The sequence below is a fragment of the Azoarcus sp. DN11 genome (assembly GCF_003628555.1).
GTDB lineage: Bacteria > Pseudomonadota > Gammaproteobacteria > Burkholderiales > Rhodocyclaceae > Aromatoleum.
The window spans coordinates 384999-410470 of sequence record NZ_CP021731.1; the positions used below are offsets into that span (position 1 = coordinate 384999).

The window sequence follows — 25472 nt, forward strand, 5'->3', positions numbered from 1 at the left end:
GAGACCACGGAATGTATACCCAAGCATTGGACATCCCGCAGCAGAGCGCCGACAAGGGGCCGAAGGCGGTCGAGAACCCCGCCTATCAGGCCGAGTTCGACGCGAAGATCGACGCGGGCGGCTACATCGAGGCCAAGGACTGGATGCCCGAGGCCTACCGCAAGACGCTGGTGCGCCAGATCAGCCAGCACGCGCATTCCGAGATCGTCGGCATGCTGCCCGAAGGCAACTGGATCACGCGCGCGCCGACGCTCAAACGCAAGGCGATCTTGCTCGCCAAGGTGCAGGACGAGGGCGGCCACGGCCTCTATCTCTACGCGGCGGCGGAGACCCTGGGCGTATCGCGCGACGAGCTGCTGGATGCGCTGCACACCGGTAAGGCCAAGTACAGCTCGATCTTCAACTACCCGACGCTCACCTGGGCGGACATCGGCGTGATCGGCTGGCTGGTCGATGGCGCGGCGATCATGAACCAGATCCCGCTGTGCAAGTGCAGCTACGGGCCGTATGCGCGCGCGATGGTGCGCATCTGCAAGGAAGAATCCTTCCACCAGCGCCAGGGCTACGACCTGTTGCTGACGATGATGAAGGGCACGCCCGAGCAGCGCGAGATGGTGCAGGACGCCGTGAATCGCTGGTGGTGGCCGTCGATCATGATGTTCGGGCCGCACGACAAGGATTCCGTGCATTCCGGCCAGAGCGCGCGCTGGGGCATCAAGCGCATCTCCAACGACGACCTGCGCCAGAAGTTCGTCGATGCGACTGTCGAACAGGCGAAGGTGCTGGGCGTGACGATGCCCGACCCGGAGCTGACGTGGAACGCCGAACGCGGGCACTACGACTATGGTGCGATCGACTGGGACGAGTTCTGGAACGTGGTGAACGGCCACGGCCAGGGCAACGTCGACCGCCTCGCCGCGCGCGTGAAGGCGTGGGAAGACGGCGCCTGGGTACGCGAGGCCGCGCTGGAGCACGAACGCAAGCGCGCCGCCCGCGAGCACCAGGCGGCCTGACAGGAACATCCCGAACACACCGACAGAAAGGGCGGCCCCGGCCAGCCCTCACGAGAGGAAAAGAGACATGGAACGCAAGGAATGGCCGCTGTGGGAAGTCTTCGTGCGCAGCCGCAACGGGCTCGATCACAAGCACTGTGGCAGCGTGCACGCGCCCGACGCCAAGCTCGCGCTGCAGGTCGCGCGCGACGTCTACACCCGCCGCCAGGAAGGCGTGAGCATCTGGGTCGTGCAGGCCGACCACATCGTCGCGTCGGACCCGGACGCGAAGCCCGAGCTGTTCGACCCGGCCGAGGACAAGATCTACCGGCATCCGACGTTTTACCAGCTGCCCGACGAAGTGAACCACATGTGAGAGGGCTGCAAAGATGACGACCCCCAACCCCGCTCACCTCGAATACGTCACCCGCATCGGCGACAACGCACTGATCCTCGCCCAGCGCATGTCCGAATGGTGCGGCCACGCGCCGGTGCTCGAAGAGGACATGGCGCTCGGCAACATGTCGCTCGACCTGATCGGCCAGGCGCGCATGCTGCTCACGCACGCCGGCCAGCTCGAAGGCCAAGGCCGCGACGAGGACCAGCTCGCCTTCCTGCGCACCGAGATGAATTATCGCAATCTCACGCTGTGCGAGCTCCCGAACGCCGACTTCGGCCGCACGATGGTGAGGAACTTCCTCTTCGCGAGCTTCCAGGTGCTGCTGTGGGAGCGCCTGCTCGCGTCGAACGATAGCGAGCTCGCCGCGATCGCCGCGAAGAGCATCAAGGAAGCCCGCTACCACGCGCAGCACGCCGGCGACTGGGTCGTGCGCCTGGGCGACGGCACCGCCGAATCGCACGCACGCACGCAGGCCGCGCTCGACTACCTGTGGCCCTACACGGCCGAGTTCTTCGTCGCGACGCCCGCCGACGAAGCCGCCGCCGCAGCGGGCATCGGCCCGGCGTGGAGCGAGCTCGAAACGGCGTGGGAAGCGGTCGTCGTGCCGGTGCTCAACGAAGCCACGCTGACCGTGCCGGCGCGCACGCCGTTCAAGTCCTACGGCAAGTTCGGCCGCCACAGCGAGTACCTGGGGCATCTCCTGTCCGAGATGCAGTACATGCAGCGCACCTATCCGGGCGCGCAGTGGTGAGTGCCGCGATGCTCAGCGAAACCCAGGCCTGGGACGTCCTCCACGCCGTGCCGGACCCCGAGATCCCGGTGATCTCGGTCACCGAGCTCGGCATCGTGCGCGAAGTGCTCGTGCGCGAAGGCGGACTCCACGTCGTCGTCACGCCGACCTATTCCGGCTGTCCGGCGACCGAGGTGATCTCGCAGAGCATCCACGACGCGCTGGTCGCGGCCGGCGCCGGCGAGGTTTCCGTCGAGACGCGCCTCGCGCCCGCCTGGACCACGGACTGGATCACCGAACCGGCGAAGGAGAAGCTCCGCGCTTACGGCATTGCGCCGCCGTCCGGCGACGCGTCGGTCGGCGGCGCCCAGCCGATCCGCTTCGTGCCCCGCAAGCTCGCTTGCCCGCGCTGCGGCTCGACCGACACGACGCGCCTGTCGCAGTTCGGCTCGACCGCGTGCAAGGCGCTGTACCGCTGCCAGAGCTGCCTGGAGCCGTTCGAGTACTTCAAACCCATATAAGGACCGAGTCGCTCGCAGAAGCGATCGAGGAGACAAAGACATGACGACGACGCACAGAACGCCGAAATTCCACCCGCTCAAAGTCGCCGAAGTGCGGCGCGAGACGCCCGAGGCCGTGAGCCTGCGCTTCGAGATCCCGGCCGAGCTCGCCGACGACTACCGCTTCGAGCAGGGCCAGCACCTCAACCTGAAAGTGAAAGTGAACGGCGAGGAGCTGCGCCGCTCGTACTCGATCTGTTCCGGCGTCGACGACGGCGAGATGTGCGTCGCGATCAAGAAGATCAACGGCGGCCTGTTCTCGACCTGGGCCAACGACGACGGCATCAAGGCCGGCGACGTGCTGGAGGTGATGACCCCCGAAGGCCGCTTCCATACCCCGCTCGACGCCCAGCACGCCAAGCACTACGTCGCCTTCGCCGCCGGCAGCGGCATCACGCCGATCCTGTCGCTGGTGAAGACGACGCTGCGCGCCGAACCCGAGAGCCGCTTCACGCTGGTCTACAGCAACCGCCGCCAGGCGAGCGTGATGTTCGCCGAGACGCTCGAGGACCTGAAGAACCGCTACATGGCGCGCTTCACGCTGTACAACCTGTTCTCGCGCGAGGAGCAGGAAGTGCCGCTGTTCAACGGGCGTCTGGACGGCGAACGCGTGCGCATGTTCCTCGATACGCTGATCCCCGCCGACACCATCGACGAAGCCTTCATCTGCGGCCCCGGCGGCATGATCGACGAAGTCGAGGCGGCGCTGCTGGCGGGTGGCCTCAAGGCCGAGCACATCCACCTGGAGCGCTTCGGCGTGCCGGCGACCGCGCCCGAGCACCACGTCGAGCCGGGCGATGCGACGCAGGCGAGAGTCACCGTGATCGCCGACGGCCTGAAGCGCGAGATGGAGTTCCGCGCCGAGGATCCGTCGATCCTGGATGTCGCGCTGCGTGCCGGCATGGACCTGCCCTATTCGTGCAAGGGCGGCGTGTGCTGCACCTGCCGCGCGAAACTGCTTGAGGGCAAGGTGCGCATGGACAAGAATTTCACCCTCGAGCAGCCGGACATCGATGCCGGCTACATCCTCACCTGCCAGTCGCATCCGCTCACCGAGCGCGTCGTCATCAGTTTCGACGAGCGCTGAAGGGCCGCGGCGGCAGCTCCCCGACACGGAATCCCGCATGGCACGAGGCAAGGCACCCACTTTCGAACTGCAGCGCGCGACGATGCTGCGCGCGGCGGCCGGGCTGTTTGCCGAGAAGGGTTTCCACAACGCGTCGATGTCGGCCATCGCGCAGGCCTGCGGCGTGTCGAAGCCGCTGCTGTACCACTACTACCGCGACAAGGAGCACCTGCTGTTCGACATCGCCGACAGCTACATCGACGAGCTGCTCGCGATCGTCGCGGCCGTGGAGGCGCGCAAGCTTGCCGCGGAGGACCACTTCGCGGAGCTCGTGAGGCGTTTCATGGAGGAGTACGAGCACGCGCAGGACCAGCACATGGTGATCGTTCAGGATGTGAAGTTCCTGCGCGAGGAGCAGGCCGCGAGTGTCGCCGGCAAGCAGCGCCGCGTGGTCGCCGCCTTCGCCGACGCGCTCGCGCGCGTGGAACCGGGCCTGAAGGGGCGCAAGCTCGACAAGGCGGTCACGATGATCCTGTTCGGGATGATCAACTGGACCTTCACGTGGCTGCGTGCCGACGGTCCGCTGACCTTCCGCGACATGGCGCCCATCGTCACGCAGATCTTCCTGAACGGCGTGCGTGGCCTGATGAAGAAGGAGGAGCCGGCAGCGAGCGAGGCCGGCTAGCGATGCGCCCGCGATCGAGACGTCAGCTTGAAGCAAGCGAGGACGCTTAGGCTCCAGGTACGACCTTCGGCGGTGTTTTCCGATGTCGCGAGTTTGTGACACAGATCAATAGTTTGACTGGCAATAGTTTGTATCGTAAGCAATAATCACCCGACGCGATCGCGGCTTCCCTCAGGCCCGGTCGCCAATAAATCACGAGGAGGAGACACACCATGAAACTGCGCACTTCCCTGATGGCTGCGATCGGTCTGGCCTTTACCGCGACTGCCGCGCACGCCGACATCAACGTCGGTGTGACGGTGTCGGCGACCGGGCCTGCCGCGTCGCTGGGCATCCCGGAAAAGAACACGATCGCGCTGCTGCCGACGACGATTGCCGGCGAGAAGGTCAACTACATCGTCCTCGATGACGCCTCCGACACGACCTCGGCGGTGAAGAACGTCCGCAAGCTGATCTCCGAGGACAAGGTCGACGTCATCCTCGGCTCGACCATCACGCCGAATTCGCTGGCGATGATCGACGTGGTCGCCGAGGCCGCGACGCCGATGATCTCGATGGCCGCGTCCGCGCGCATCGTCGATCCGGTCGACGACAAGAGGCGCTGGGTGTTCAAGACGCCGCAGAACGATGCGCAGATGTCGACGGCGATCGTCGAGCACATGACCAACCACGGCGTGAAGACGGTCGCCTTCATCGGCTTCTCCGACGCCTATGGCGAAGGCTGGCACGAACAGTTCGCCTCGGTGGCCGAAGCGCGCAAGCTGAAGATGGTCGCCAACGAGCGCTTCGCGCGCACCGACACCTCGGTCACCGGCCAGGTGCTGAAGATCATGGCTGCGAAGCCCGACGCGGTGCTGATCGCCGGCTCCGGCACGCCCGCCGCGCTGCCGGAGAAGGCGCTCAAGGAGCGCGGTTTCACCGGCAAGGTCTACCAGACCCACGGCGTTGCCAACAACGACTTCCTGCGTGTGTGCGGCAAGGACTGTGAGGGCACCTTCCTGCCGGCCGGCCCGGTGCTGCTCGCGAGCCAGTTGCCCGACGGCAATCCGGTGAAGAAAAGCGCGCTCGAGTACATCAACAAGTACGAAGCTGCGCACGGCAAGGGGAGCGTGTCGACCTTCGGCGCGCACGGCTGGGACAGCGGCGTGCTGCTCGCCGCCGCGGTGCCGACCGCGCTGAAGAAGGCCAAGCCCGGCACCAAGGAGTTCCGCGCCGCGCTGCGCGACGCACTCGAAGGCCTGAAGGAAGTGCCCGCCGCGCACGGCATCTTCAGCATGAGCGCGAACGACCACCTGGGCCTGGACCAGCGCTCACGCGTGATGGTGCAGATCCAGAACGGGGCCTGGAAACTCGCCAACTAAGTCCTTTCTGAGCTGAAGCCGCGCATCACGGGCAAGGCCCCGTGCTGCGCGGTCTCCTTCGTCGCTGAAAGAGCCGGGGCATCCGCTTCCGGCCGGAGTTCGTCCATGGATTTCCAGATAGCGCTGTTGCTCGCGCAGGACGGCATCACCAACGGTGCGATCTATGCGCTGCTTGCGCTCGCATTGGTGCTGGTGTTTGCCGTGACGCGGGTGATCTTCATTCCGCAGGGGGAGTTCGTCGCGTATGGCGCGCTCACCCTGGTCATGATCCAGGCCGGCACGGTGCCGGCGACGCTGTGGCTGCTCGTCGGGGCGGGGGTGCTCGCGGCGGCGCTCGATGCGCGCCATGCGCTCGCCAGCGGGCAGAAGGGGCGGATCGCCAACGTGCTGGCGTGGAACGCGGGCTACCCGCTGGTGCTCGCGGGCCTGCTCTACGCCCTGCCGCTCGCGACCTTGCCGCTCGCCGTGCAGGTGCTGCTGGCGCTCCTGGTGGTGGTGCCGCTGGGGCCGCTGATGTACCGCCTGATCTACCAGCCGGTCGCCGCCGCGTCGGTGCTGATCCTGCTGATCATCTCGGTGGCGGTGCACGTCGGCATGGTGGGCCTGGGGCTGCTCTTCTTCGGCGCCGAAGGCTCGCGCACGCCGGCCTTCTCGGAAGCGCGCTTCGAGCTCGGCCCGATGATGGTCACCGGCCAGACGCTGTGGGTGGTCGTCGCCTCGATCGTGCTGATCGTCGCGCTGTACCAGTTCTTCGGCCGCACGCTCTACGGCAAGGCGCTGCGCGCGACCGCGATGAACCGCAACGGCGCGCGCCTGATGGGCATCTCGCCCGCGCTCGCCGGGCGCCTCACCTTCCTCCTCGCGGCGGCGATCGGCGCGCTTTCCGGGGTGCTGATCGCCCCGATCACGACCATCTACTACGACACGGGCTTCCTTATCGGTCTCAAGGGCTTCGTCGCCGCCATCGTCGGCGGCCTAGCGAGCTACCCCATCGCCGCCGCGGGTGCGCTGCTGGTGGGCCTGCTCGAAGCCTTCAGCTCCTTCTGGGCCAGCGCCTACAAGGAAGTCATCGTGTTCACGCTGATCATCCCGGTGCTCTTGTGGCGCTCGCTCACCAGCCACCACGTGGAGGAAGAGGAATGAAGCCGCGCGTTGTCCTGGGCCTGTTCCTGGCCCTGCTGCTGGGGGCGCCGCTCGTGATGCCGCCCTTCTACGTCACGCTCCTGAACTACATCGGCCTGTACGCGCTGGTGGCGCTCGGCCTCGTGCTGCTGACCGGCGTCGGCGGCCTCACGAGCTTCGGCCAGGCCGCTTTCGTCGGCCTCGGGGCCTACACCACCGCGGTGCTCACCACCGCGACCGATCTGCCGTCCTGGCTCGCGTGGGCGGGCGGCTCGCCGTGGCTCGCGCTCGTCGTCGGCCTCGTGTTCACCGCCACCGTCGCGCTCGTGCTCGGCTCGATGACGCTGCGGCTCTCCGGCCACTACCTGCCGCTGGGCACCATCGCGTGGGGCATCAGCCTGTACTTCCTCTTCGGCACGCTCGAGACGCTGGGCGGCCACACGGGCCTCACCGGCATCCCGCCGATCGCGGTGTTCGGCTACGAACTCACCGACGGCAGCCAGATCTTCTACCTGATCTGGGTGTTCCTGCTGTCGGCGGTGTTTACCACCCAGAACCTCCTCGACTCGCGCGAAGGCCGCGCGATCCGCGCGCTCAAGGGCGGCATGGTGATGGCCGAGGCGATGGGCGTGGATACCGCGCGCTCAAGGATGGTGATCTTCGTCATCGCGGCGCTCCATGCCTGCGCCTCCGGCTGGCTGTACGCGCACATGCAGCGCTTCGTGAACCCCACGCCCTTCGGGCTGCACATCGGCATCGAGTACCTCTTCATGGCGGTGGTGGGCGGCGCGGGGCAGGTGTGGGGGGCGCTCCTCGGCGCGGGCGTCATCACCATCGCCAAGCAGTGGCTGCAGGACCTCCTGCCGCGGCTCTTGGGCGAGAGCGGCAATTTCGAAGTGATCTTCTTCGGCCTGATGATGGTCGTGATCCTGCAGCGCGCGCGCGAAGGCCTGTGGCCGATCGTGGCGCGCCTCGTGCCGGTGCGGGCGACGCGTCGCACGCTCGACGCCGCGGCCGAACCGCTGCCGCGAAAGCCCTTGCCGGCGCGCGGGGAAGTGATCCTCGAAGCGAAGGAGGTCACAAGGAAGTTCGGCGGGCTCGTCGCCAACAACGCGATGAGCCTCTCCGTGAAGGCGGGCGAGATCCTCGCGCTGATCGGCCCCAACGGCGCGGGGAAAAGCACCATGTTCAACCAGATCTCGGGCGTCGACACGCCGACCTCGGGTGAGGTGCTGTTTCTCGGCCAGTCGGTCGCCGGCCACGGCTCAAGAGAAATCGCGCGCATGGGCATGAGCCGCACCTTCCAGCACGTGAAGCTGCTCCCGACGATGAGCGTGCTCGAGAACGTCGCCATCGGTGCGCACCTGCGGGGCGGCAAGGGCGTGTTCCCGGCCGCGTGGCGCCTCGACCGCGGCGAGGAAGCGCGGCTCCTCAACGAAGCGGCGCGCCAGATCGAGCGCGTGGGGCTCGCCGAGCACATGTTCGACGCCGCCGGTAGCCTCGCGCTGGGCCAGCAGCGCATCCTCGAGATCGCGCGCGCACTCGCCGCCGACCCGTGCCTCTTGCTGCTCGACGAGCCCGCCGCCGGCCTGCGCTTCAAGGAGAAGCAGGCACTCGCCGAGCTCCTGAAGAAGCTCAGGGGCGAAGGCATGGGGATTCTTCTCGTCGAACACGACATGGACTTCGTGATGGGCCTCGTCGATCGCGTCGTCGTGATGGAGTTCGGCCAGAAGATCGCCGAAGGCCTGCCCGAGGAAGTGCAGCAGAACCCGGCGGTGCTCGAAGCCTATCTCGGAGGTGTGGAATGAACGGCATGAGCGTGGAGATCAATGCGATGAGGGACGTGATCGAGCAGACGCTCGACACCGCCCCCGGCACCCCGCGCGCGGTGCTCGAAGTGCGCGACCTGTGCGTCGCCTACGGCAAGGTTGAGGCCTTGTCGAACGCCAACCTGCGCGTCGGCGAAGGCCAGATCGTCACCGTGATCGGCCCCAACGGCGCGGGCAAGACGACGATGCTCTCCGCCATCATGGGCCTGCTGGAGTCGCGCGGCCAGGTCACCTTCGACGGCGAAGCCGAGTACGTGCCGCGGGTCGAGCGCATGGTCGCGCGCGGCATGAACCTCGTGCCGGAAAAGCGCGAACTCTTCGCCGAGATGAGCGTCGAGGACAACCTGCTGCTGGGCGCCTTCCAGCGCTACCGCATGGGCAAGCGCGACCACGGCGAGACGATGGAGGAGGTGTATGGCCTCTTCCCGCGCCTCAAGGAGCGCAAGGCGCAGATGGCCGGCACGCTCTCGGGCGGCGAGCGCCAGATGCTCGCGGTGGGGCGGGCGCTGATGGCCAAACCGAAGTTGCTGATGCTCGACGAGCCGAGCCTGGGGCTCGCGCCGCTGATCGTGCGGGAAATCTTCCGCATCATCAGCGAGCTGCGCCGGCGCGGCGTGTCGATCCTGCTGGTCGAGCAGAACGCGCGCGCCGCGCTGCAGGTCGCCGACTACGCCTATGTGCTGGAGACCGGCGAGATCTCGATGGAAGGGCCGGCCAAGCAACTCGCCGACGATCCGCGGGTGATCGAGTCCTATCTGGGGCTGGGCGGCAAGCACCAGGACAAGCTGGCGGGCTGAGGCTGAGGCTGAGGCTCAGGCCGGCCGGGCGTCGGGCGGGGGCTCCTCGCCCGGCGGTAGCGCGATCAGGTTACCCGATACGATGCGCGGGAAGGCGTCGTGCGGGCAGCTGCGGAAGTTCGCCGCGTCGAAGAGCGGCGGCTCGTGGCGGAACACGCGGTAGCCCTGCTCGCGCAGGAAGGTGAGCAGCGGGGCGAGCTGATCCGGGCGGTCGCATTCGACGTGGATCACCGGGCGGCAGCGGGCGATCAGCGCCGTGGCGCCGCGCAGTACGTCGAGCTCGCGTCCTTCCACGTCGATCTTGAGGAGGCGGCAGGCGGCGATGTCCAGGTCGTCGAGGCGCACGAGCTCGACCTCATCGCCTTCCCCGTCGTCGGCGAGGCTCACCCCGCCGAAGTTCGCCGCACTGGCCGGATCCAGGCGCGGAATGCGCGCGTGCACCACGGTGGCGCCGACGGCGCGGCGCTGCAATTCCACCTGTGCGAGTCCGCTGTCGGCGAGCGTCTGCGCGAGGCATGCGTGGATCGCGGCCTGCGGCTCGAAGGCGATGACGCGTCCGTCCTGCCCCACGGCGCGCGCCATCGCCAGCGTCAGCGCGCCGAGGTTCGCGCCGACGTCGATCGCGGTGTCGCCCGGCCGCAGCCACGCGGCGAGTACGGCCGCCTCGCGTGGCGAATATTCGCCGTACAGCAGCAGCGACAGCGTGATATAGCGGTCGAAAAGCGGCAACGTGACGATGCCGTCGCGGCAGCGTGCCTGTACCAGCGGGAACTCGTTGCGCAGGATCGTCCCCGCGGCGTCGACGTCGATGTTCCCGGACAGCGGGGCAGCGGCATCGCCGCCGAGGCGCGCGACGAGTCCGGCGAGCGGCGCATCCCAGCCGCCGCCCACCGGCTGACGGACCAGCGTGGCCGCGGGATACCAGTCGCAGCGCTCGCCGCCGAGGCCCCAGCGCCAGTCGTGCAGCCACGGCACGAGGATCCACGTCGGCACGCCCAGCGCGCCGGCGAGGTGCGCCGGGCCGGAGTCGAGCGACACGACCGCGTCGACGGCCGTCATTGCGGCGGCGAGGTCCTCGAAGTCGGCGATGTCGTCGGAGAGATCGACGAGGGCCCGACCGGCGATTTCGGGCTGCGCGACGCCGAACTGCAGCGAGACCGCGGTCCAGCCCGGCAGCGTCAGCAGCGGCAGCAGGGCGTCCTCGGGCAGGCGGCGCCGGCGGTTCGCCGAGCCGGCCTCGCCGCCGCGCCACACGATACCGAGCTTGCGGCCGGGGTGGGCGGCGAGGCGCGACGCGAAATGCGCGGCGCGTGCCGCGTCGTGCCCGAGGTAGAGGCCGGGGTAGGAGCCGGGGGAGGCGGCGTCCGCCGGCGCCGCGAGACCGAGGATGCCGGGCAGGCTCATCAGGCCGCAGGCCGTGTCGAACGTGCGGCCTTCCGCAATCGCGGTCACGATCTCCACCGCTTCCGCGCCCGGCGCACGTCGGGCGATGCGCGCGAGCGGCGGCGGCACGACGAGCGTCACCGCAGCGCCGGCGTGGCGGACCGCTTCGGGGAGGAAGCGCAGCATCTGCAGCGTGTCGCCCAGCCCCTGTTCCGCGTAGAGCAGCAGCCGGCCGGTGCTTTCGCCTGTCCACGGTGGGGCTGCGGCGTACTTCGTGCCACCGTGGTAGGGCAGGTCCCAGCGCGCCTCGAACAGCGGCCAGCCTTCGGCGTAGGCGCCGCGCATCAGCAGTGCGCCGGCGAGGCCGAAGCGTGCCTCGGCATTGTCCGGCTGACGGGCGAGCCAGGCGCGGTAGTGGCTTTCGGCTTCGCCGATGCGCTGCTGTTCCTTCAGCAGGTGTGCGAGGTTCAGGCGGGCGTTCTCGTTGTCCGGCGCGAGGTTCGCGGCGATCGTGTCGTACAGTTCGGCGCGCGCGAGGTCCTGGACCTCGTTGCAGGCTTCGCCGAGCAGTAACCAGCCGCCCCAGAAGCCCGGGCTGGCGGCGATCGCTTTTTCCGCCTCGGCGGCGCCGTCGGCAAAGCGCTGCGCCTGGATGTGATCGCGCGCCGTCATCGTGTGGAAGCGGGCGATCGCATTGCGCGCGAGCTCGTTGTCGCAGGTCCGCAGCTTCGCGAGCGCGCTCTCCACAACGTCGCCGTTTCCGAGCCGGCGCGCGAGCTCCAGGCTCTGCGCCAGCGCTTCGACGTAGCGCGCATCGAGCGCGACGGCGCGCTGCGAGGCCGCGAGCGCCTCCGCCGCGAGGCCGTCCGCAGCGAGCACCAGCGACAGGTTGTGGTGGGCCATCGCGAGGCCCGGCGCGAGGCGCACCGCGCTGTTGAAGTGCCGGCGCGCGCGTGCGAGGTCGCCGAGCTGGCGCCAGGCTTCGCCGGCGGTGTTGTGAAAGTTGGCGACATCCGGGGCCGCGGCGATCGCCGCTTCCGCGAAGCGCGCGGCATCCGTGTGGTGGCCGCGCGTGTGGCAGATCAGCGCGCGCAGATGCAGGGCGTCCGGGTGCCCGGGCACCTTGCGCAGGAGGTCGGCGTAGATCGCGTCGGCCTCGTCGAGGCGCCCCTGGTTCTGCAGCGCGATCGCTTCGTGGAGTCGCGCCAGCTGGCTCGCGGAAATGGCTTTCTTCTTCATCGGCTCGTGCGGAAGTGGATTTCCCGCGAGCGCGATCCGGCCCCGGCGGGTGTGCAGCGGACTATTCTAGCCGCATGCGCCCCCGCCCGCCGCCGACGTGCAGCGTGCGTTCGGCCTCAGCGTGGCGCCGCGACGGCGGCCGGGACCAGGCGCGCGAGGGGGCGTGCCGCGACAAAGGCGCCGAGCGACACGCACACCAGCCCCGCGAGCAGCCAGCCGGTCAGCGCCTCGTCGAGCAGCGGCACCGCGGCGACGCCGGCGAGCACCGGCACCAGCGCGATCAGCGCGCCGACGCGCTCGGCGCCGAGCTTCTCGACGGCCTTCAGGAACAACAGCATCGCGATGATGGTGGCGCCGAGACCCTGGTACAACCCCTGCAGCACCAGCGTGGACATCGGCACCGCGTCGAGCTGCTTGGGCAGCCACAAGAGATACACCGGCAGGTAGACCAGCGCCGAGCTGAAGGCGACGAAGCGCGTCAGCAACCAGGGATGGAAGCCCCAGCGTTTCGCAAGCACGCTGTAGAAAGCCCACATCAGGGCCGACGAGAGGATCAGCGCGTCGCCCGCGAGCATGGCTGGCGACCACGTGCTGCCGCCCAGGTAGGACTGCGCGGCGAAGCCGACCCCCAGCGCGATGAAGGCGAGGCCGAACGCCCGTTCGCGCGGCATGCGCTGGCGCGTCAGCAGCCACGCCACCCCCGCGACGAGGAAGGGCTGCATGCCGGGCAGCAGGATGCCGCCGTGCGCCGCCGGCACGAGCTTGAAGCCCGCATACACGAGCACGCCGTACAGCAGGCCGCCGATCATGCCCAGCGCCCACAGGCGCACATCGCGCCACGCCCCGCGCGGCAGGCTGCCGGCGAAAGGCAGCAGCAGGAAGGCAGCGACGCCCAGGCGCAGGGCGAGGATGTCGTGGCCCGTCAGCGCGCTCTTGCCACCCAGGCGCGAGATGAGGATGAAGCCCGTCCAGATCGCCACCGTGCCCGCTGCGGAGAGATAGCCGATGGTCTGGTCCCGTCCAGTGCTCATGTGCTGCTCCCGAGTGCTGTTGGTACGGCTGCAACGATATCGCTGGACATCGTTCGCGTAAAATGAATAATTCTGATTCAAAGCATTCTTGTGAGAGAACGATGGATCTCGACGACCTGACCATCTTCCGCACCGTCGTCCGCGAGGGCGGCATCACGCGCGCGGCCGAGAAGCTGCATCGCGTGCAGTCCAACGTCACGACGCGCATCCGCCAGCTCGAGGACAAGCTGGGCGTCGAGCTCTTCATCCGCGAAGGCCGGCGCCTCATCGTGTCGCCACCGGGGCGCGTGCTGCTCGACTACGCCGACCGCCTGCTCGCGCTCGCCGACGAGGCGCGCACCGCGGTCAGTGACGGCGCACCGCGCGGCCGCCTGCGCTTCGGCTCGATGGAGAGCACCGCGGCGGCGCGTCTGCCGGCGCTGCTTGCGCGCTTCCACGCCCAGTACCCGGAAGTGCAGCTGGAACTGCGCACCGGCCCGACCGGGACGCTGATCGCCGAGGTCATCGACGGCCATCTCGAATGCGCGCTCGTCAGTGGCCCGGTGGAGGACGTGCGCCTCGCGAGCGTGCCCGCCTTCGACGAGGAGCTCGTGCTCGTTGCGCCGGTGGGACATCCGCCGATCACCTCGCCGCGCGACCTGCGCGCGCGCACGCTGCTCACCTTCGAGCCGGGTTGTGCCTACCGCCAGCGCCTGCAGGCGTGGCTCGCGTCGGGCGACGTCGTGCCCGAGCGCGTCGTCGAGCTCGCGTCCTACCACGCGATGATCGGCTGCGCCGCGTCCGGGATGGGCGTCGCGCTGGTGCCGCGCAGCCTGCTCGCGAAGCTGCCGGTGGACGACAGCGTCTCGATCCACGCGCTGCCGCCCCGCTTCGCGCAGGCGCGCACGGTGCTGATACACCGCAGCGGCGCGCCGGGGCCGACGGTGCGCGCGCTGGCGGAATTGATCACGCGCGGCCGGGGCTGAGATACTCACCCGCTTTGCGGCGCCCCGCGTTCGTCCGACGGTCGCGGGACGACCCGACTGCGCCGGAACACCGCATCGAACACCAACAAGGAAAAACGAAGAACAATGACTGAGGCGACGACCGTACAGATGCTCGCGGCCGGCCTGTTTGCACTGGCCATCCTCCACACCTTCTCGACCAGGTTCTTCGAGCAGCTCGCGCATCGCCATCCGGCGCACGCCGGCGTGTTCCACCTGCTCGGCGAGGTCGAGGTCGTGTTCGGCTTCTGGGCGATGGTGCTGATCGTCGCGATGGGCGTGCTCGCCGGCCGCGGCGAGGCGATCGCCTACCTCGACAGCCGCAACTTCACCGAGCCGATGTTCGTGTTCGCGATCATGGTGATCGCCGGCAGCCGGCCCATCCTGCGTTTCGCACTGGCGCTCGTGCGCATGGCGGCGACGCTGTTGCCGCTGCCCGCCAACGTCGCGTTCTACTTCATCACGCTGGCGCTGGTGCCGCTGCTCGGCTCCTTCATCACCGAGCCGGCAGCGATGACGCTCGCGGCGCTGATCCTGCGCGACCGGTACTTCGCCGACCGCATCTCCACCCGCCTCAAGTACGCGACGATCGGCACGCTGTTCGTGAACGTCTCGATCGGCGGCACGCTCACCCCCTTCGCGGCGCCGCCGGTGCTGATGGTGGCCGGCGCCTGGAGCTGGGATACCGCGTTCATGGTCGCGAACTTCGGCTGGAAGGCGCTGCTCGCGGTCGCGGTCAACGGCCTGGTCGTGACGATGGCGTTCCGCCGCGAACTCGCCGCGCTCGACACGGGCGGCGCGCAGCGGGGCGAGGCGCGCATGCCGGTGCCCATCGTCGTCGTGCACCTGCTGTTCCTCGCCGGCGTCGTCGCGTTCGCGCACCACCCGGCCGTGTTCATGGGCCTGCTGCTGTTCTTCCTCGGCTTCGCGACCGCTTACGAGCGCTACCAGGATCGCCTGATCCTGCGCGAAGGCCTGCTGGTCGCGTTCTTCCTCGCCGGGCTCGTCGTGCTCGGCGGGCAGCAGTCGTGGTGGTTGCAGCCGCTGCTCACCGGCATGGACGCGACCACCGTGTACTTCGGCGCGACCGCGCTCACGGCCGTCACCGACAACGCCGCGCTGACCTACCTCGGCTCGCTGGTGCAGGGCCTGTCGCCGGAATTCAAGTACGCGCTGGTCGCCGGCGCGGTCACCGGCGGCGGCCTCACGGTCATCGCCAACGCGCCCAATCCGGCCGGTTTCGCGATCCTGCGCGGAAACTTTCCCGACGAGGCCATCCACCCGCTCGGCCTGCTGCTCGCCGCGCTGCCGTCGACCCTGGTCGCGATCATCGCCTTCCAGCTGCTGTAGGCGGGCTGCGCCTCAGGCGGGCGCTGCGCCGAGCAGCGCCTCGTACAGCGCGAGATCGCCCGCCGAAAAGCAGCAGAAGATGACTTCCGCGATCGCCGGCAGGGCCGCGACGCATTCGCGCACGGTCGCCACCGCGATGCGCGCGGCCTCGTCCTTGGGGTAGCCGTATACACCGGTGCTGATGCCCGGAAACGCCACCGTCGCCGCGCCGTTCGCCGCCGCCACTTCGAGCGAACGCCGGTAGCACGACGCCAGCAGCGCTGGCTCGCCGCGCGTGCCGCCGTGCCACACCGGGCCCACGGTGTGGATCACGAAGCGCGCCGGCAGGCGGTAGCCCCGGGTCAGCTTCGCCTCGCCCGTCGGGCAGCCGCCCAGGCCGCGGCATTCCTGCAGCAGCTCGGGGCCGGCCGCGCGGTGGATCGCGCCATCCACGCCGCCCCCGCCCAGCAGCGAGGAATTCGCGGCATTGACGATCGCATCGACGGGCAGCGTCGTGATGTCGGCCTGAAGGGCGCGGAGCCTCGCGGTCATGGCGGATGCCTCCGGGAAATGGGGAAGGGGCGCGCCGGGGGCACGCCCTGTTCCCGGAGCTTAGCAGCCCGCCGGTGCAGTCGCGCTCAGCCGTGGCTCGGGAACGCGAACTGCGCCTTCTCGATGCCCGCCACCGCCCAGCGCTGCGTCATCGTCTTGCGCCGCGTGTAGAAGCGCACCGCGTCCGGGCCGTAGGCGTACAGATCGCCGAACAGTGAGCGCTTCCAGCCGCCGAAGCTCTGGCACGCGACCGGCACCGGCAGTGGCACGTTCACGCCGACCATGCCGACCTGCACGGTGTCGGTGAAGTGCCGCGCGACCGCGCCGTCGCGCGTGAACACGCAGGTGCCGTTGCCGAACTCGTGCGCGTCGATCAGGCGGATCGCCTCTTCGAGGCTCCGCACCCGCAGCACCGCGAGCACCGGCCCGAAGATCTCCTCGCGATAGATGCGCATCGACGGCTGGACGTGGTCGAAGAGCGTGCCGCCGAGGAAGAAGCCCTGCTCGTGCCCGGGCACTGTCAGCGCGCGCCCGTCGACGACCAACTGCGCCCCTTCCTCGGCGCCGAGGTCGATGTAGCTCTTCACCTTGTCACGCTGCGGCCCGGTCACCAGCGGCCCCATGTCGAGGCCGCGCTCCCTGCCGTTGCCGATGCGCAATTCCTGCACGCGGGGCTTGAGCCTCGCGACCAGCTCGTCGCCGACCTCGTCGCCGACCGCGACGACCACCGAGATCGCCATGCAGCGCTCGCCGCAGGAGCCGTACGCCGCGCCCATGATCGCGTTGACCGCGCTGTCGAGGTCGGCGTCGGGCATCACGACGGCGTGGTTCTTCGCGCCGCCCAGTGCCTGCACGCGCTTGCCGTGCGCGGTGCCGGTCCGGTAGATGTATTCGGCGATCGGCGTCGAGCCGACGAAGCTCACCGCCTGCACGCGCGGATCGGTGAGCAGCGTATCGACCGCCTCCTTGTCGCCATTGACGACGTTGAACACGCCCGCCGGCAGGCCCGCTTCGGTCAGCAGTTCGGCCAGCAGCATCGACGTCGACGGATCCTTCTCCGAGGGCTTCAGCACGAAGGTGTTGCCGCAGGCGATCGCCATCGGGAACATCCACATCGGCACCATCGCCGGGAAGTTGAACGGCGTGATGCCGGCGACCACCCCCAGCGGCGGGAATTCGGACCACGAGTCGATGTCAGGCCCGACGTCGCGGCTGTGCTCGCCCTTCAGGAATTCGGGCGCGCCGCAGGCGTACTCGACGACCTCGATGCCGCGCGCGAGCTCCCCGTGTGCGTCCTCCCACACCTTGCCGTGCTCCTCGACGATCGCCGCGACGATGCGGTCGGCGTTGCGCTCGAGGAGCTCCTTGAACTTGAACAGGATCCGCGCGCGCTTCAGCGGCGGCGTCTTGCGCCACGCCGGGAAAGCGTCCGCGGCGGCGGTGATCGCCTGTTCGACGGTCGCCTGCGAGGCCATCGCCACCCGGCGCACGGGCTCGCCGAGGGCGGGGTTATGAACGGGTTGCGCGCGGGTTTCGTCGGCGACACGGGCGCCGGCGATGTAGTGTCCCAAGGTTTCCATGCTTGTCTCTCGTAAAGGGTGGGGGGTCAGGTGACGCTGCGGATCGCCTGGCGCACGGTGTCGAAGATGCGTCCAAGCTCGTCGGGCGTCGAATCGAGGAAGGGGGAGCACTGCAGGATGTCGCCGCCATTGCGGATCACGACCCCCGCCTCGAAGCATTTCAGGAACACGTCGAAGCCGCGCGCCCCCGGCGCACCGTCGCGCGGCGCGAGCTCGATGCCGCCCATCAGGCCGAAATTGCGGATATCGACGACGTTCGGCTCCCCGCGCAAGGAATGGATCATTTCCTCGAACACAGGTTCCACGCCGCGGGCGCGCGCGAAGCTGTCCTCCTCGCGGTAGGCGGCGAGCGTGGCGAGGCCCGCGGCGGCGGCGAGCGGGTGGCCGGAATAGGTGTAGCCGTGGAAGAGCTCGACCACGTGCTCCGGCCCCTGCATCAGCGCGTTGTAGATCGTGTCGCGCACGATCACTGCGCCCATCGGCACGACGCCGTTGGTGAGCCCCTTCGCGGTCGTGATGAGGTCCGGCATCACGCCGAAACGCGTCGAGGCGAAAGGCGCGCCGACGCGGCCGAAGGCGGTGATCACCTCGTCGAAGATCAGCAGGATGCCGTACCGGTCGCAGAGTTCGCGCAGGCGCTGCAGGTAGCCGATCGGCGGCACGAGGATGCCGGTCGAGCCCGCGACCGGCTCGACGATCACCGCGGCGATGTTCGATGCGTCGTGCAGCGCGCACAGGTGTTCGAGGTCGTCCGCGAGCTGCGCGCCCCACGCCGGCTGGCCTTTCGAGAACGCCATGTCCGCGGCGCTGTATGTATGACGGATATGGTCGACGCCGGGCAGCAGCGCCGCACTGAACACCTTGCGGTTGCCCGGGATGCCGCCCACCGACAGGCCGCCGAAATTCACGCCGTGGTAGCCGCGCTCGCGCCCGATCAGCCGCGTGCGCTGGCCTTCGCCGCGCGCGCGGTGGTAGGCGAGCGCGATCTTCAGCGCGGTGTCGGCCGACTCCGAGCCCGAGTTCGTGAAGAACACCTTGCCCATGCCCGCCGGCGCCAGCGCCGCGACGTCGCGCGCCAGCGCGATCGCCTTGTCGTTCGCCACCTGGAAGCTCATCGCATAGTCGAGGGTGGCGACCTGCTCCTGCACCGCCGCGACGATCTTCGGATGGCAGTGTCCGAGGCCCGAGGTCCACAGGCCCGAGAAACCGTCGAGGAGCTGCCGGCCGTCCTCGGTCGTGTAGTAGTGGCCGCGCGCGCCGGTGATGACGCGGGGCGATTTCCAGAACGCGCGGTTGGCGGTGAAGGGCAGCCAGAAAGCCTGGTCGTGGGACATGCGGAACTCCTTGTGGGGGTTGCGGCCATCCTACGGCGGGCGATGAGTGCAGAAAATCACAACTTGCGTACGCAAGGTTTCGAGTTGATGAAACAATGCCCGCATGAAACCGCGTGCCCTCCTCGCCAGCCTCGCCGAAGCCGACCTGCGCCTGCTGCGCGTGTTCATCGCGATCGCCGAGTCCGGCGGCCTCGCCGCGGCCGAGCTGCGCCTCAACATCAGCCGTTCGGTGATCAGCCGCCACCTCAAGGACCTCGAGCTGCGCCTCGGCGTGCGCCTGTGCGAGCGCGGCCGCGCCGGTTTCGCGCTCACCGAGGAAGGGCAGGTGGTGCTCGGTGCGGCACGGCGGCTCCTCGCGCAGATCGAGGCTTTCCGCGGCGAAGTCGCCGAGTTGCACGCCGGGATGCGCGGCGAGCTCAACCTCGTGATGTTCGACAAGATCGTGTCCAACCCCGGCTGCCGCCTCGCCGACGCGATTGCCGCCTTCGGCGCCGAGGCGCCTGCGGTGACGCTCAACGTCTTCGTCGCCGGCAGCAGCGAGATCGAGAAGGGCCTTCTCGAAGGGCGCTTCCACGTCGCCGTCCATCCCTTCCACCGCGCCAGCGACAGCTTCACCTCGGTGCCGCTGTTCGACGAGTTCCTGCCGCTCTACGCTGCGCCGTGCCACCCGCTGCTCGCCGGCGGGCGCCTGCCGTCCGACGACGAACTGCGCCGCGCGGCCTTCGTCGGGCTCGGCTACCACTCGCCCAACATGGAGCACTTCTGGCGCCTGGGCCTGCAGCCGGCCGCGCGTGCCTTCGAGCAGGAGGCGAGCGTGCTGCTGATCCGCTCGGGGCGCTACGTCGGCTTCCTGCCGGACCACTACGCGCAGGCCTTCGAGGCGCGCGGCGAGATCGTGCGCATCCCGTCCGAAACCCTGCGTTATGCGTGCGAATGGCAGGCGTCGACGGCGCGCACGCCCCCTCCGGGACGCGTGGCGCGGCGTTTCGTGGAGATTCTCGTCGCCCTGCATGCTCCCGCAGCGCCGTCCGGGGCCTGAAATGGCTGCTCCGGAGCGGATTCCGGCCCGTTTTCACCGCGAAAGCGCCGATTGCGCGGCGACGGTGGGCAGACGAGTTTCGGCGGCTGCGTATTTGCCCTTATTCCGATTTGCCGTACGACACCCGAAAATGTGTCCATGGCATCGAAACATGCTCAGGAATTCGTATCTTTGATGCGGATGAATGCCCCGCAAACCGCGACAATGCTAGAATCCGGCCGTTAGATGTGCAGCACCGAACAACTCACACACCAATCGAGGTAAAGCATGAACAAAGGTGAATTCGTCGAAGCCCTGGCTGACCGTCTGGACGTCTCGCGCGCCCAGGCCGACCGCGCCCTGTCCGCCGTGCTGGACATCATCGCCGAGCGCATGGCCGCCGGCGAGAAAGTGTCGTTCACGGGCTTCGGCTCCTTCGAGGTGTCCGAGCGTGCCGAGCGTACCGGCCGCAACCCGCAGACCGGCGCCTCGATCAAGATCGCCGCGTCGCGCGTGCCGAAGTTCTCGGCCGGCGCGACGCTGAAGGGTGCCGTCAACGGCTGATCCCGCCGTCTCGCAAGGAAGTGATGCGGAGGCCCGGTGCCGGATGGCGCCGGGCCTCGTTTTTTTTCTGCTTTCCTGCAGGCGCAAAATCGGCTACCATTACGCCCGTTGTGCAATGCAGCAGTCGGTTTTATTTCAGGTCTTGACTCGCGGAACAGGATTCCGCGGACCCAGCCGAGGGACTGTATCCACAGCCCCATCGCCCCCGACCCTCCCGTCGAACTCCTCTCGTTCTCCCTGATCGAAAGGCATCGCGAATGCCGGTTGGTGCCGATGCGCGGTCGCATCCGTCGCCTATAGTTGTTTCTGGTTCGACGGTATCCGACCGGCCCAAGCCCATCGCGCGCTTGCCGCCACCGCGTCCCCCGTGGACGGTGCGATGCCTTTTCATTGGTCCGCCAAAGCGGACCGTATGCCGTTGCGGCCACCCGCCGCCGCGGCGAACACAGGAAGAACCCATGACGTTCAACGAACTCGGCCTCAACGAACTGCTGCTGAAGGCCGTCGAATCCACCGGCTACACCGTTCCCACCGAAGTGCAGGCGCAGGCGATCCCCGCCGCGCTGGCGGGCGCCGACCTGATGGTGTCGTCGCACACCGGCAGCGGCAAGACCGCCGCCTTCACGCTGCCCAGCCTCTCGCGCCTCGTCGAGCGCAAGCCTGCGCCCGGTGCCGGTCCGCGCGTCCTCGTGTTGACCCCGACGCGCGAGCTCGCGCAGCAGGTCGAGAAGGCCGTGAAGACCTACGGCCGCCACCTGCGCTGGCTCAACACCGCCTGCCTCGTCGGCGGCGCGCCCTTCTTCGCCCAGGTGAAGCAGCTGCAGCGCCCCGTCGACGTTGTCGTCGCGACCCCGGGCCGCCTCATCGACCACCTCACTCGCCGCAAGATCAAGCTCTCCGACATCGAGACCCTGGTGCTCGACGAAGCCGACCGCATGCTCGACATGGGCTTCGTCGAGGACATCGAGACCATCGTCGCCGCGACCCCGGCTTCGCGCCAGACCCTGCTGTTCTCGGCGACGCTGGACGGCGTCGTCGGCAACCTCGCGAGCAAGCTGCAGCGCAACCCGCAGCGCATCGAGATCGCACCGACGGTCGAGAACCGCGGCAACATCGAACAGCGCCTGATGATGGCCGACAACCTCGTGCACAAGACGCGTCTGCTGGAGTCGCTGCTCGGCGGTGACGGGCGGCAGCAGGCCGTGGTGTTCACGGCCACCAAGCGCAGCGCCGAGGAAGTGTCCCTGTCGCTGCAGGAAAAGGGTTTCTCGGCGGCGGCGTTGCATGGCGACATGCACCAGACCGCGCGTAACCGCACGCTGGACAAGCTGCGCCAGGGCCGTATCGACGTGCTCGTCGCAACCGACGTCGCCGCGCGCGGCATCGACGTCGCGGGCATCAGCCACGTCATCAACTTCGACCCGCCGCGCCAGGTCGAGGACTACGTGCACCGCATCGGCCGCACGGGCCGCGCCGGCCGCGACGGCATCGCGATCACGATGTCCGGCCCGCGCGAGATGGGCATCATCCGCGCGATCGAGCGCTTCACCGGCAAGCGCATGGACGTGCACGTGATCGAAGGCCTGGAGCCGACCGCGCGCCCGACCTCGCCGCGCCGTCCGGGCGGCGGCAAGCCGGGCTATGGCGGCGGCCGTCCGTCCGGCGGTTCGGGCTGGAGCCGCGATGCGCGCGACTCGCGTCCGGGCGCCGGCAAGGGCTGGTCGTCGGAAGGGCGTGACGGCAATCGCGGCGGTTACGGCCGTGACGAGCGCAGCGGTGCCCCGCGCGAGGAGCGTCCCGGCTTCGGTCGCAGCGAGCCCCGCAGTTTCGGCGAGCGCGCCGAGCGCAGCACCTATCCGCGCGACGAACAGCGCGGCGGCTGGAACCGTGACGACCGCGGTCCGCGCCGCGAAGGTTCGCGCGACGGCGCCCGTTTCGGCAGCGATCGTCCGGAGGGCGCCCGCCGTCCGCGTCCGGCGGCACGCGGTTGAGTGCGCCTGACTGAGTGAGTTCCCGCCCCCGCAGGGGGCGTAGATGAAAGGCAGGGCCCGGCGGTGCGCTGATGCACTGCCGGGCCCTGCCGTTTTGCACCGTGCGGCGGCGCGCCCCGGATCGGGAAATGAAAACGGGCCTCGCGGCCCGTCTCGTCTTCCTGCTTGCGCGAGCGGTGCGTCAGGCCTTGCCGGTGTCCTTCGCCGCGCTCACCTCGACCGCGCGCAGCTTGGTCGCGAGCTTGTCGAGCACGCCGTTCACGAAGCGGTGGCCCTCGGTGCCGCCATAGCTCTTCGCCAGTTCGATCGCCTCGTTGATGATCACGCGGTAGGGCGTGTCGAGGCCGTTCTTCAGTTCGTGCGTCGCGAGCAGCAGGATCGCGCGCTCGACCGGGGAGAGTTCGTCGACGGAGCGGTGGATGAAGGGGACGAACTCCGCCTGCAGCGCCTCGACGTTGGCGAGCGTGCCGCGCAACAGGCTGACGAAGAATTCGCGGTCGGCCTTGTCGAAGCCGGTGACCTGGGCGACGTGGTCCTCGATCACGGGGACGGAGTTGCCCGACAGCAGCCACTGGTAGATGCCTTGCAGGGCGAATTCGCGCGCGCGGCGCCGTGCCGCCTTGCCACTCATTTCAGCATCCGCAGCAGGCGGGCCATCTCGACCGCGGTGCGCGCGCAGTCGCTGCCTTTTTCCTGCATCCGCGCGAGCGCCTGGTCGTCGTCCTCGGTCGTGAGCACGCCGTTGGCGATCGGCAGGCCGGTGTCGAGGCCGATGCGGTTGATGCCCGTGCCCATCTCGTTCGAGACCAGCTCGAAGTGGTAGGTTTCACCACGGATCACCGCGCCGAGCGCGATCAGCGCGTCGTAGCGGCCGCTGCGCGCCATCGCCTGCAGCGTGAGCGGGATCTCCAGCGCGCCGGGGACGGTCGCGATACGGATCAGGTCGGGTGCGACGTTCAGGCGCAGCAGCTCGGCGGTGCAGGCCGACAGCAGGCCTTCGCACACGTCCTGGTTGAAGCGGCTCATGACGATGCCGATGCGCAGGCCTTGCCCGTTCAGGTCGGGTTCGAATTCGGGGATGTTGTCGTAACGGGCCATGTTCGATTCTTTTGAAAGCGGAAAAGCCGGAAATCCGCAGGACTTCCGGCACAGTGAAACGCTGAGAGTACCACCTCAGGCCGGATCGACGAAACCCGTGATCTCCAGCCCGAAGCCGGCCATGCTCGGGATCTTGCGCGGGCTGGAGAGGAGCCGCATCCTGCCGACTTTGAGGTCGCGCAGGATCTGGGCGCCGACGCCGAACAGGCGCGCGTCCCACTTCGGCGGCTGGTAGCCCTCGCCGGTCAGGCTTGCGAGCAGTTCGCTGCCCGACTGCGGCCGGTACAGCAGCACGATCACGCCCTGCTCGGCCTGGGCGAGGCGGGCGAGCGAGAGGTTGACCGGGAAGGTGTGGCGGTTGCTTTCGGCGTCGAGGAAATCCACGACCGAGATCGGCTCGTGCACGCGCACCAGCGTCTCGCGCTCGGGGCGGATGTCGCCCTTGGTCATCGCGAAATGCACTTCGCCGGTGGTCTTGTCCTCGAACGCGAACAGGCGGAAGCGGCCGTGCGGGGTGTCGACGTCCTTCTCGGTGACGCGCCTGATCAGGTGCTCGTGCGCCGAGCGGTACTGGATCAGGTCGCGGATGGCGCCGATCTTGAGGCCGTGCTCCTTCGCGAACTCGATGAGGTCGGGCAGGCGCGCCATCGTGCCGTCGTCCTTGAGGATCTCGCAGATCACCGCCGCGGGTTCGAGCCCGGCGAGCGACGCGAGGTCGCAGCCGGCTTCGGTGTGGCCGGCGCGGATCAGCACGCCGCCGTTCTGCGCCATCAGCGGGAAGATGTGGCCGGGCTGGACGATGTCGGCGGGCTTGGCGTTGCGCGCGACGGCGGCCTCCACGGTGCGCGCGCGGTCGTGCGCCGAGATGCCGGTGGTGACGCCTTCGGCGGCCTCGATCGAGGTCGTGAAGGCGGTGCCGTGCGGCGAGCGGTTGTCGCGCACCATCAGCTGCAGGCCGAGCTGGCGGCAGCGCGCTTCGGTGAGCGTGAGGCAGATCAGGCCGCGACCGTAGCGCGCCATGAAGTTGATCGCTTCGGGCGTGACGTGCTCGGCGGCGAGCACGAGGTCGCCTTCGTTTTCGCGGTCTTCCTCGTCGACGAGGACGACCATGCGGCCGGCGCGGATTTCGTCGACGATTTCGGTGACGGGGGACAGTGCAGTCATTGTGCGGATTCCTCGCGCCACGCGAGCAGGCGTTCGCAGTAGCGGGCGATCAGGTCGATTTCCAGGTTCACGCGGTTGCCCGCCTGGAGGTGTTTGAGGTTGGTGACGGCGACGGTGTGCGGGATCAGGTTGATCGAGAACTCCGTGCCTTCGACGCGGTTCACGGTGAGGCTCACGCCGTTCACCGTGACCGAGCCCTTGCGCGCGATGTAGCCGGCGAGCGCCGCCGGGGCGCGGATCACGAGGTCGTGGCTCTCGCCGACCGGCGCGAAGCGCACGACTTCGCCGACGCCGTCAACGTGGCCGGTGACGAGGTGGCCGCCGAGGCGGTCGGCGAGACGCAGCGCCTTCTCGAGGTTCACTTCGTTGCCGACGGCGTCGAGGCCGGCGGTGCAGTTGAGCGTCTCGCGCGACACGTCGAACTGCACGCGCGGGCCGTCCGTCGCGATGACGGTGAGGCACACGCCGCTGTTGGCGATGCTGTCGCCGAGCTGCACGTCGGAGAGATCCAGGTCGGCCACGTCGACCGTCAGGCGAACGCCGTCCTGCAGGGGATCAATGCGCTCGATTCGGCCGCAGGCGGCCACGATTCCGGAGAACATTTGGGTGGGCGGGAGGATAAGGAAGCAGTGATTGTAGGCGAAACGCGCCGAAAAGCGATCGC

24 protein-coding genes are annotated in these 25472 nt (G+C 68.8%); 15 read left to right on the forward strand and 9 right to left on the reverse strand.

Features of this window, described 5'->3' with window-relative positions; translation table 11 throughout:
* Positions 1-11 precede the first annotated feature (11 nt).
* The 10 genes from paaA to CDA09_RS01740 all read left to right on the forward strand — a co-directional run bounded on the left by paaA (position 12) and on the right by CDA09_RS01740 (position 9542).
* Entirely contained in the window at positions 12-1013 is a 1002-nt protein-coding gene (gene paaA / locus CDA09_RS01695) for a 1,2-phenylacetyl-CoA epoxidase subunit PaaA (RefSeq protein WP_121427036.1), read from the forward strand.
* 67 nt (positions 1014-1080) lie between these two features.
* Positions 1081-1368, forward strand: coding sequence for a 1,2-phenylacetyl-CoA epoxidase subunit PaaB (gene paaB / locus CDA09_RS01700; protein ID WP_018989543.1), 288 nt, complete (start codon positions 1081-1083; stop codon positions 1366-1368).
* A 13-nt stretch (positions 1369-1381) separates the two neighbouring features.
* Positions 1382-2143 (forward strand): 1,2-phenylacetyl-CoA epoxidase subunit PaaC, encoded by a 762-nt coding sequence (gene paaC, locus CDA09_RS01705; protein WP_121427037.1) that lies wholly within the window; start codon positions 1382-1384, stop codon positions 2141-2143.
* 8 nt (positions 2144-2151) lie between these two features.
* Positions 2152-2643: a 1,2-phenylacetyl-CoA epoxidase subunit PaaD gene (gene paaD / locus CDA09_RS01710; RefSeq protein ID WP_121430687.1), complete on the forward strand. Its 492-nt coding sequence runs from the start codon at positions 2152-2154 to the stop codon at positions 2641-2643.
* A gap of 40 nt (positions 2644-2683) precedes the next feature.
* Positions 2684-3769, forward strand: coding sequence for a 1,2-phenylacetyl-CoA epoxidase subunit PaaE (gene paaE, locus CDA09_RS01715; protein ID WP_121427038.1), 1086 nt, complete (start codon positions 2684-2686; stop codon positions 3767-3769).
* Between the two features lie 37 nt (positions 3770-3806).
* Positions 3807-4433: a TetR/AcrR family transcriptional regulator gene (locus CDA09_RS01720; RefSeq protein ID WP_121427039.1), complete on the forward strand. Its 627-nt coding sequence runs from the start codon at positions 3807-3809 to the stop codon at positions 4431-4433.
* Positions 4434-4645: 212 nt separating this feature from the next.
* On the forward strand, positions 4646-5794 hold the full coding sequence (locus tag CDA09_RS01725; protein WP_121427040.1) for an ABC transporter substrate-binding protein: 1149 nt from the start codon (positions 4646-4648) through the stop codon (positions 5792-5794).
* Between the two features lie 105 nt (positions 5795-5899).
* A complete protein-coding gene (locus CDA09_RS01730) occupies positions 5900-6937 on the forward strand; it encodes a branched-chain amino acid ABC transporter permease (RefSeq protein ID WP_121427041.1) in 1038 nt (345 codons plus the stop codon).
* On the forward strand, positions 6934-8724 hold the full coding sequence (locus CDA09_RS01735; RefSeq protein ID WP_121427042.1) for a branched-chain amino acid ABC transporter ATP-binding protein/permease: 1791 nt from the start codon (positions 6934-6936) through the stop codon (positions 8722-8724). Before CDA09_RS01730 ends, CDA09_RS01735 begins: the two co-directional genes overlap by 4 nt.
* A gap of 26 nt (positions 8725-8750) precedes the next feature.
* Positions 8751-9542, forward strand: a complete 792-nt coding sequence (locus CDA09_RS01740; protein ID WP_121430688.1) for an ABC transporter ATP-binding protein — start codon at positions 8751-8753, stop codon at positions 9540-9542.
* A 15-nt stretch (positions 9543-9557) separates the two neighbouring features.
* Here CDA09_RS01740 and CDA09_RS01745 read toward each other — a convergent pair whose 3' ends face one another.
* Positions 9558-12164, reverse strand: coding sequence for an FkbM family methyltransferase (locus CDA09_RS01745; protein WP_121427043.1), 2607 nt, complete (start codon positions 12162-12164; stop codon positions 9558-9560).
* 116 nt (positions 12165-12280) lie between these two features.
* Positions 12281-13195: a DMT family transporter gene (locus CDA09_RS01750; protein WP_121427044.1), complete on the reverse strand. Its 915-nt coding sequence runs from the start codon at positions 13193-13195 to the stop codon at positions 12281-12283.
* 101 nt (positions 13196-13296) lie between these two features.
* On the opposite strand from CDA09_RS01750, the gene CDA09_RS01755 reads away from it, so the two are divergent.
* Complete coding sequence (locus CDA09_RS01755) at positions 13297-14160, forward strand: LysR family transcriptional regulator (RefSeq protein ID WP_121427045.1); 864 nt, start codon at positions 13297-13299, stop codon at positions 14158-14160.
* 105 nt (positions 14161-14265) lie between these two features.
* Positions 14266-15528, forward strand: a complete 1263-nt coding sequence (locus CDA09_RS01760; protein ID WP_121427046.1) for a putative Na+/H+ antiporter — start codon at positions 14266-14268, stop codon at positions 15526-15528.
* 12 nt (positions 15529-15540) lie between these two features.
* Here the strand turns inward: CDA09_RS01760 and CDA09_RS01765 are convergent, their stop codons facing one another.
* The 3 genes from CDA09_RS01765 to aptA form a co-directional block, all read right to left on the reverse strand.
* The gene (locus tag CDA09_RS01765; RefSeq protein ID WP_121427047.1) at positions 15541-16059 is read right to left on the reverse strand and encodes an O-acetyl-ADP-ribose deacetylase; all 519 of its coding nucleotides are present in this window, start codon (positions 16057-16059) and stop codon (positions 15541-15543) included.
* 86 nt (positions 16060-16145) lie between these two features.
* Complete coding sequence (locus CDA09_RS01770; RefSeq protein WP_121427048.1) at positions 16146-17639, reverse strand: CoA-acylating methylmalonate-semialdehyde dehydrogenase; 1494 nt, start codon at positions 17637-17639, stop codon at positions 16146-16148.
* Positions 17640-17665: 26 nt separating this feature from the next.
* Positions 17666-18973, reverse strand: a complete 1308-nt coding sequence (gene aptA / locus CDA09_RS01775; protein WP_121427049.1) for an omega-aminotransferase AptA — start codon at positions 18971-18973, stop codon at positions 17666-17668.
* 103 nt (positions 18974-19076) lie between these two features.
* On the opposite strand from aptA, the gene CDA09_RS01780 reads away from it, so the two are divergent.
* From CDA09_RS01780 to CDA09_RS01790, 3 genes are all read left to right on the forward strand, one after another.
* Complete coding sequence (locus CDA09_RS01780) at positions 19077-20012, forward strand: LysR family transcriptional regulator (RefSeq protein WP_121427050.1); 936 nt, start codon at positions 19077-19079, stop codon at positions 20010-20012.
* 267 nt (positions 20013-20279) lie between these two features.
* A complete protein-coding gene (locus CDA09_RS01785; protein WP_050414315.1) occupies positions 20280-20555 on the forward strand; it encodes an HU family DNA-binding protein in 276 nt (91 codons plus the stop codon).
* Positions 20556-21013: 458 nt separating this feature from the next.
* Entirely contained in the window at positions 21014-22546 is a 1533-nt protein-coding gene (locus CDA09_RS01790; RefSeq protein WP_121427051.1) for a DEAD/DEAH box helicase, read from the forward strand.
* A gap of 181 nt (positions 22547-22727) precedes the next feature.
* Here the strand turns inward: CDA09_RS01790 and nusB are convergent, their stop codons facing one another.
* From nusB to CDA09_RS01810, 4 genes are all read right to left on the reverse strand, one after another.
* Positions 22728-23177, reverse strand: coding sequence for a transcription antitermination factor NusB (gene nusB / locus CDA09_RS01795; protein WP_121427052.1), 450 nt, complete (start codon positions 23175-23177; stop codon positions 22728-22730).
* A complete protein-coding gene (ribH, locus tag CDA09_RS01800) occupies positions 23174-23644 on the reverse strand; it encodes a 6,7-dimethyl-8-ribityllumazine synthase (RefSeq protein ID WP_121427053.1) in 471 nt (156 codons plus the stop codon). The genes nusB and ribH overlap by 4 nt, the downstream gene beginning before the upstream one ends.
* A gap of 75 nt (positions 23645-23719) precedes the next feature.
* Positions 23720-24808, reverse strand: a complete 1089-nt coding sequence (gene ribBA, locus CDA09_RS01805; protein WP_121427054.1) for a bifunctional 3,4-dihydroxy-2-butanone-4-phosphate synthase/GTP cyclohydrolase II — start codon at positions 24806-24808, stop codon at positions 23720-23722.
* Positions 24805-25410: a riboflavin synthase gene (locus tag CDA09_RS01810; RefSeq protein WP_121427055.1), complete on the reverse strand. Its 606-nt coding sequence runs from the start codon at positions 25408-25410 to the stop codon at positions 24805-24807. The genes ribBA and CDA09_RS01810 overlap by 4 nt, the downstream gene beginning before the upstream one ends.
* Positions 25411-25472: the final 62 nt, after the last annotated feature.

What these genes read in the sequence shown, in the direction of transcription:
- CDA09_RS01760 (WP_121427046.1), top strand. Translation starts at nt 14,266, where the DNA reads ATGACTGAGGCGACGACCGTACAGATGCTCGCGGCCGGCCTGTTTGCA.
- CDA09_RS01750 (WP_121427044.1), bottom strand. Translation starts at nt 13,195, where the DNA reads ATGAGCACTGGACGGGACCAGACCATCGGCTATCTCTCCGCAGCGGGC.
- CDA09_RS01780 (WP_121427050.1), top strand. Translation starts at nt 19,077, where the DNA reads ATGAAACCGCGTGCCCTCCTCGCCAGCCTCGCCGAAGCCGACCTGCGC.
- paaB (WP_018989543.1), top strand. Translation starts at nt 1,081, where the DNA reads ATGGAACGCAAGGAATGGCCGCTGTGGGAAGTCTTCGTGCGCAGCCGC.
- CDA09_RS01810 (WP_121427055.1), bottom strand. Translation starts at nt 25,410, where the DNA reads ATGTTCTCCGGAATCGTGGCCGCCTGCGGCCGAATCGAGCGCATTGAT.
- nusB (WP_121427052.1), bottom strand. Translation starts at nt 23,177, where the DNA reads ATGAGTGGCAAGGCGGCACGGCGCCGCGCGCGCGAATTCGCCCTGCAA.
- ribBA (WP_121427054.1), bottom strand. Translation starts at nt 24,808, where the DNA reads ATGACTGCACTGTCCCCCGTCACCGAAATCGTCGACGAAATCCGCGCC.
- CDA09_RS01785 (WP_050414315.1), top strand. Translation starts at nt 20,280, where the DNA reads ATGAACAAAGGTGAATTCGTCGAAGCCCTGGCTGACCGTCTGGACGTC.
- paaC (WP_121427037.1), top strand. Translation starts at nt 1,382, where the DNA reads ATGACGACCCCCAACCCCGCTCACCTCGAATACGTCACCCGCATCGGC.
- CDA09_RS01730 (WP_121427041.1), top strand. Translation starts at nt 5,900, where the DNA reads ATGGATTTCCAGATAGCGCTGTTGCTCGCGCAGGACGGCATCACCAAC.
- paaE (WP_121427038.1), top strand. Translation starts at nt 2,684, where the DNA reads ATGACGACGACGCACAGAACGCCGAAATTCCACCCGCTCAAAGTCGCC.
- CDA09_RS01720 (WP_121427039.1), top strand. Translation starts at nt 3,807, where the DNA reads ATGGCACGAGGCAAGGCACCCACTTTCGAACTGCAGCGCGCGACGATG.
- CDA09_RS01790 (WP_121427051.1), top strand. Translation starts at nt 21,014, where the DNA reads ATGACGTTCAACGAACTCGGCCTCAACGAACTGCTGCTGAAGGCCGTC.
- CDA09_RS01725 (WP_121427040.1), top strand. Translation starts at nt 4,646, where the DNA reads ATGAAACTGCGCACTTCCCTGATGGCTGCGATCGGTCTGGCCTTTACC.
- ribH (WP_121427053.1), bottom strand. Translation starts at nt 23,644, where the DNA reads ATGGCCCGTTACGACAACATCCCCGAATTCGAACCCGACCTGAACGGG.
- aptA (WP_121427049.1), bottom strand. Translation starts at nt 18,973, where the DNA reads ATGTCCCACGACCAGGCTTTCTGGCTGCCCTTCACCGCCAACCGCGCG.
- CDA09_RS01765 (WP_121427047.1), bottom strand. Translation starts at nt 16,059, where the DNA reads ATGACCGCGAGGCTCCGCGCCCTTCAGGCCGACATCACGACGCTGCCC.
- CDA09_RS01745 (WP_121427043.1), bottom strand. Translation starts at nt 12,164, where the DNA reads ATGAAGAAGAAAGCCATTTCCGCGAGCCAGCTGGCGCGACTCCACGAA.
- paaD (WP_121430687.1), top strand. Translation starts at nt 2,152, where the DNA reads ATGCTCAGCGAAACCCAGGCCTGGGACGTCCTCCACGCCGTGCCGGAC.
- CDA09_RS01740 (WP_121430688.1), top strand. Translation starts at nt 8,751, where the DNA reads ATGAGGGACGTGATCGAGCAGACGCTCGACACCGCCCCCGGCACCCCG.
- CDA09_RS01770 (WP_121427048.1), bottom strand. Translation starts at nt 17,639, where the DNA reads ATGGAAACCTTGGGACACTACATCGCCGGCGCCCGTGTCGCCGACGAA.
- CDA09_RS01735 (WP_121427042.1), top strand. Translation starts at nt 6,934, where the DNA reads ATGAAGCCGCGCGTTGTCCTGGGCCTGTTCCTGGCCCTGCTGCTGGGG.
- CDA09_RS01755 (WP_121427045.1), top strand. Translation starts at nt 13,297, where the DNA reads ATGGATCTCGACGACCTGACCATCTTCCGCACCGTCGTCCGCGAGGGC.
- paaA (WP_121427036.1), top strand. Translation starts at nt 12, where the DNA reads ATGTATACCCAAGCATTGGACATCCCGCAGCAGAGCGCCGACAAGGGG.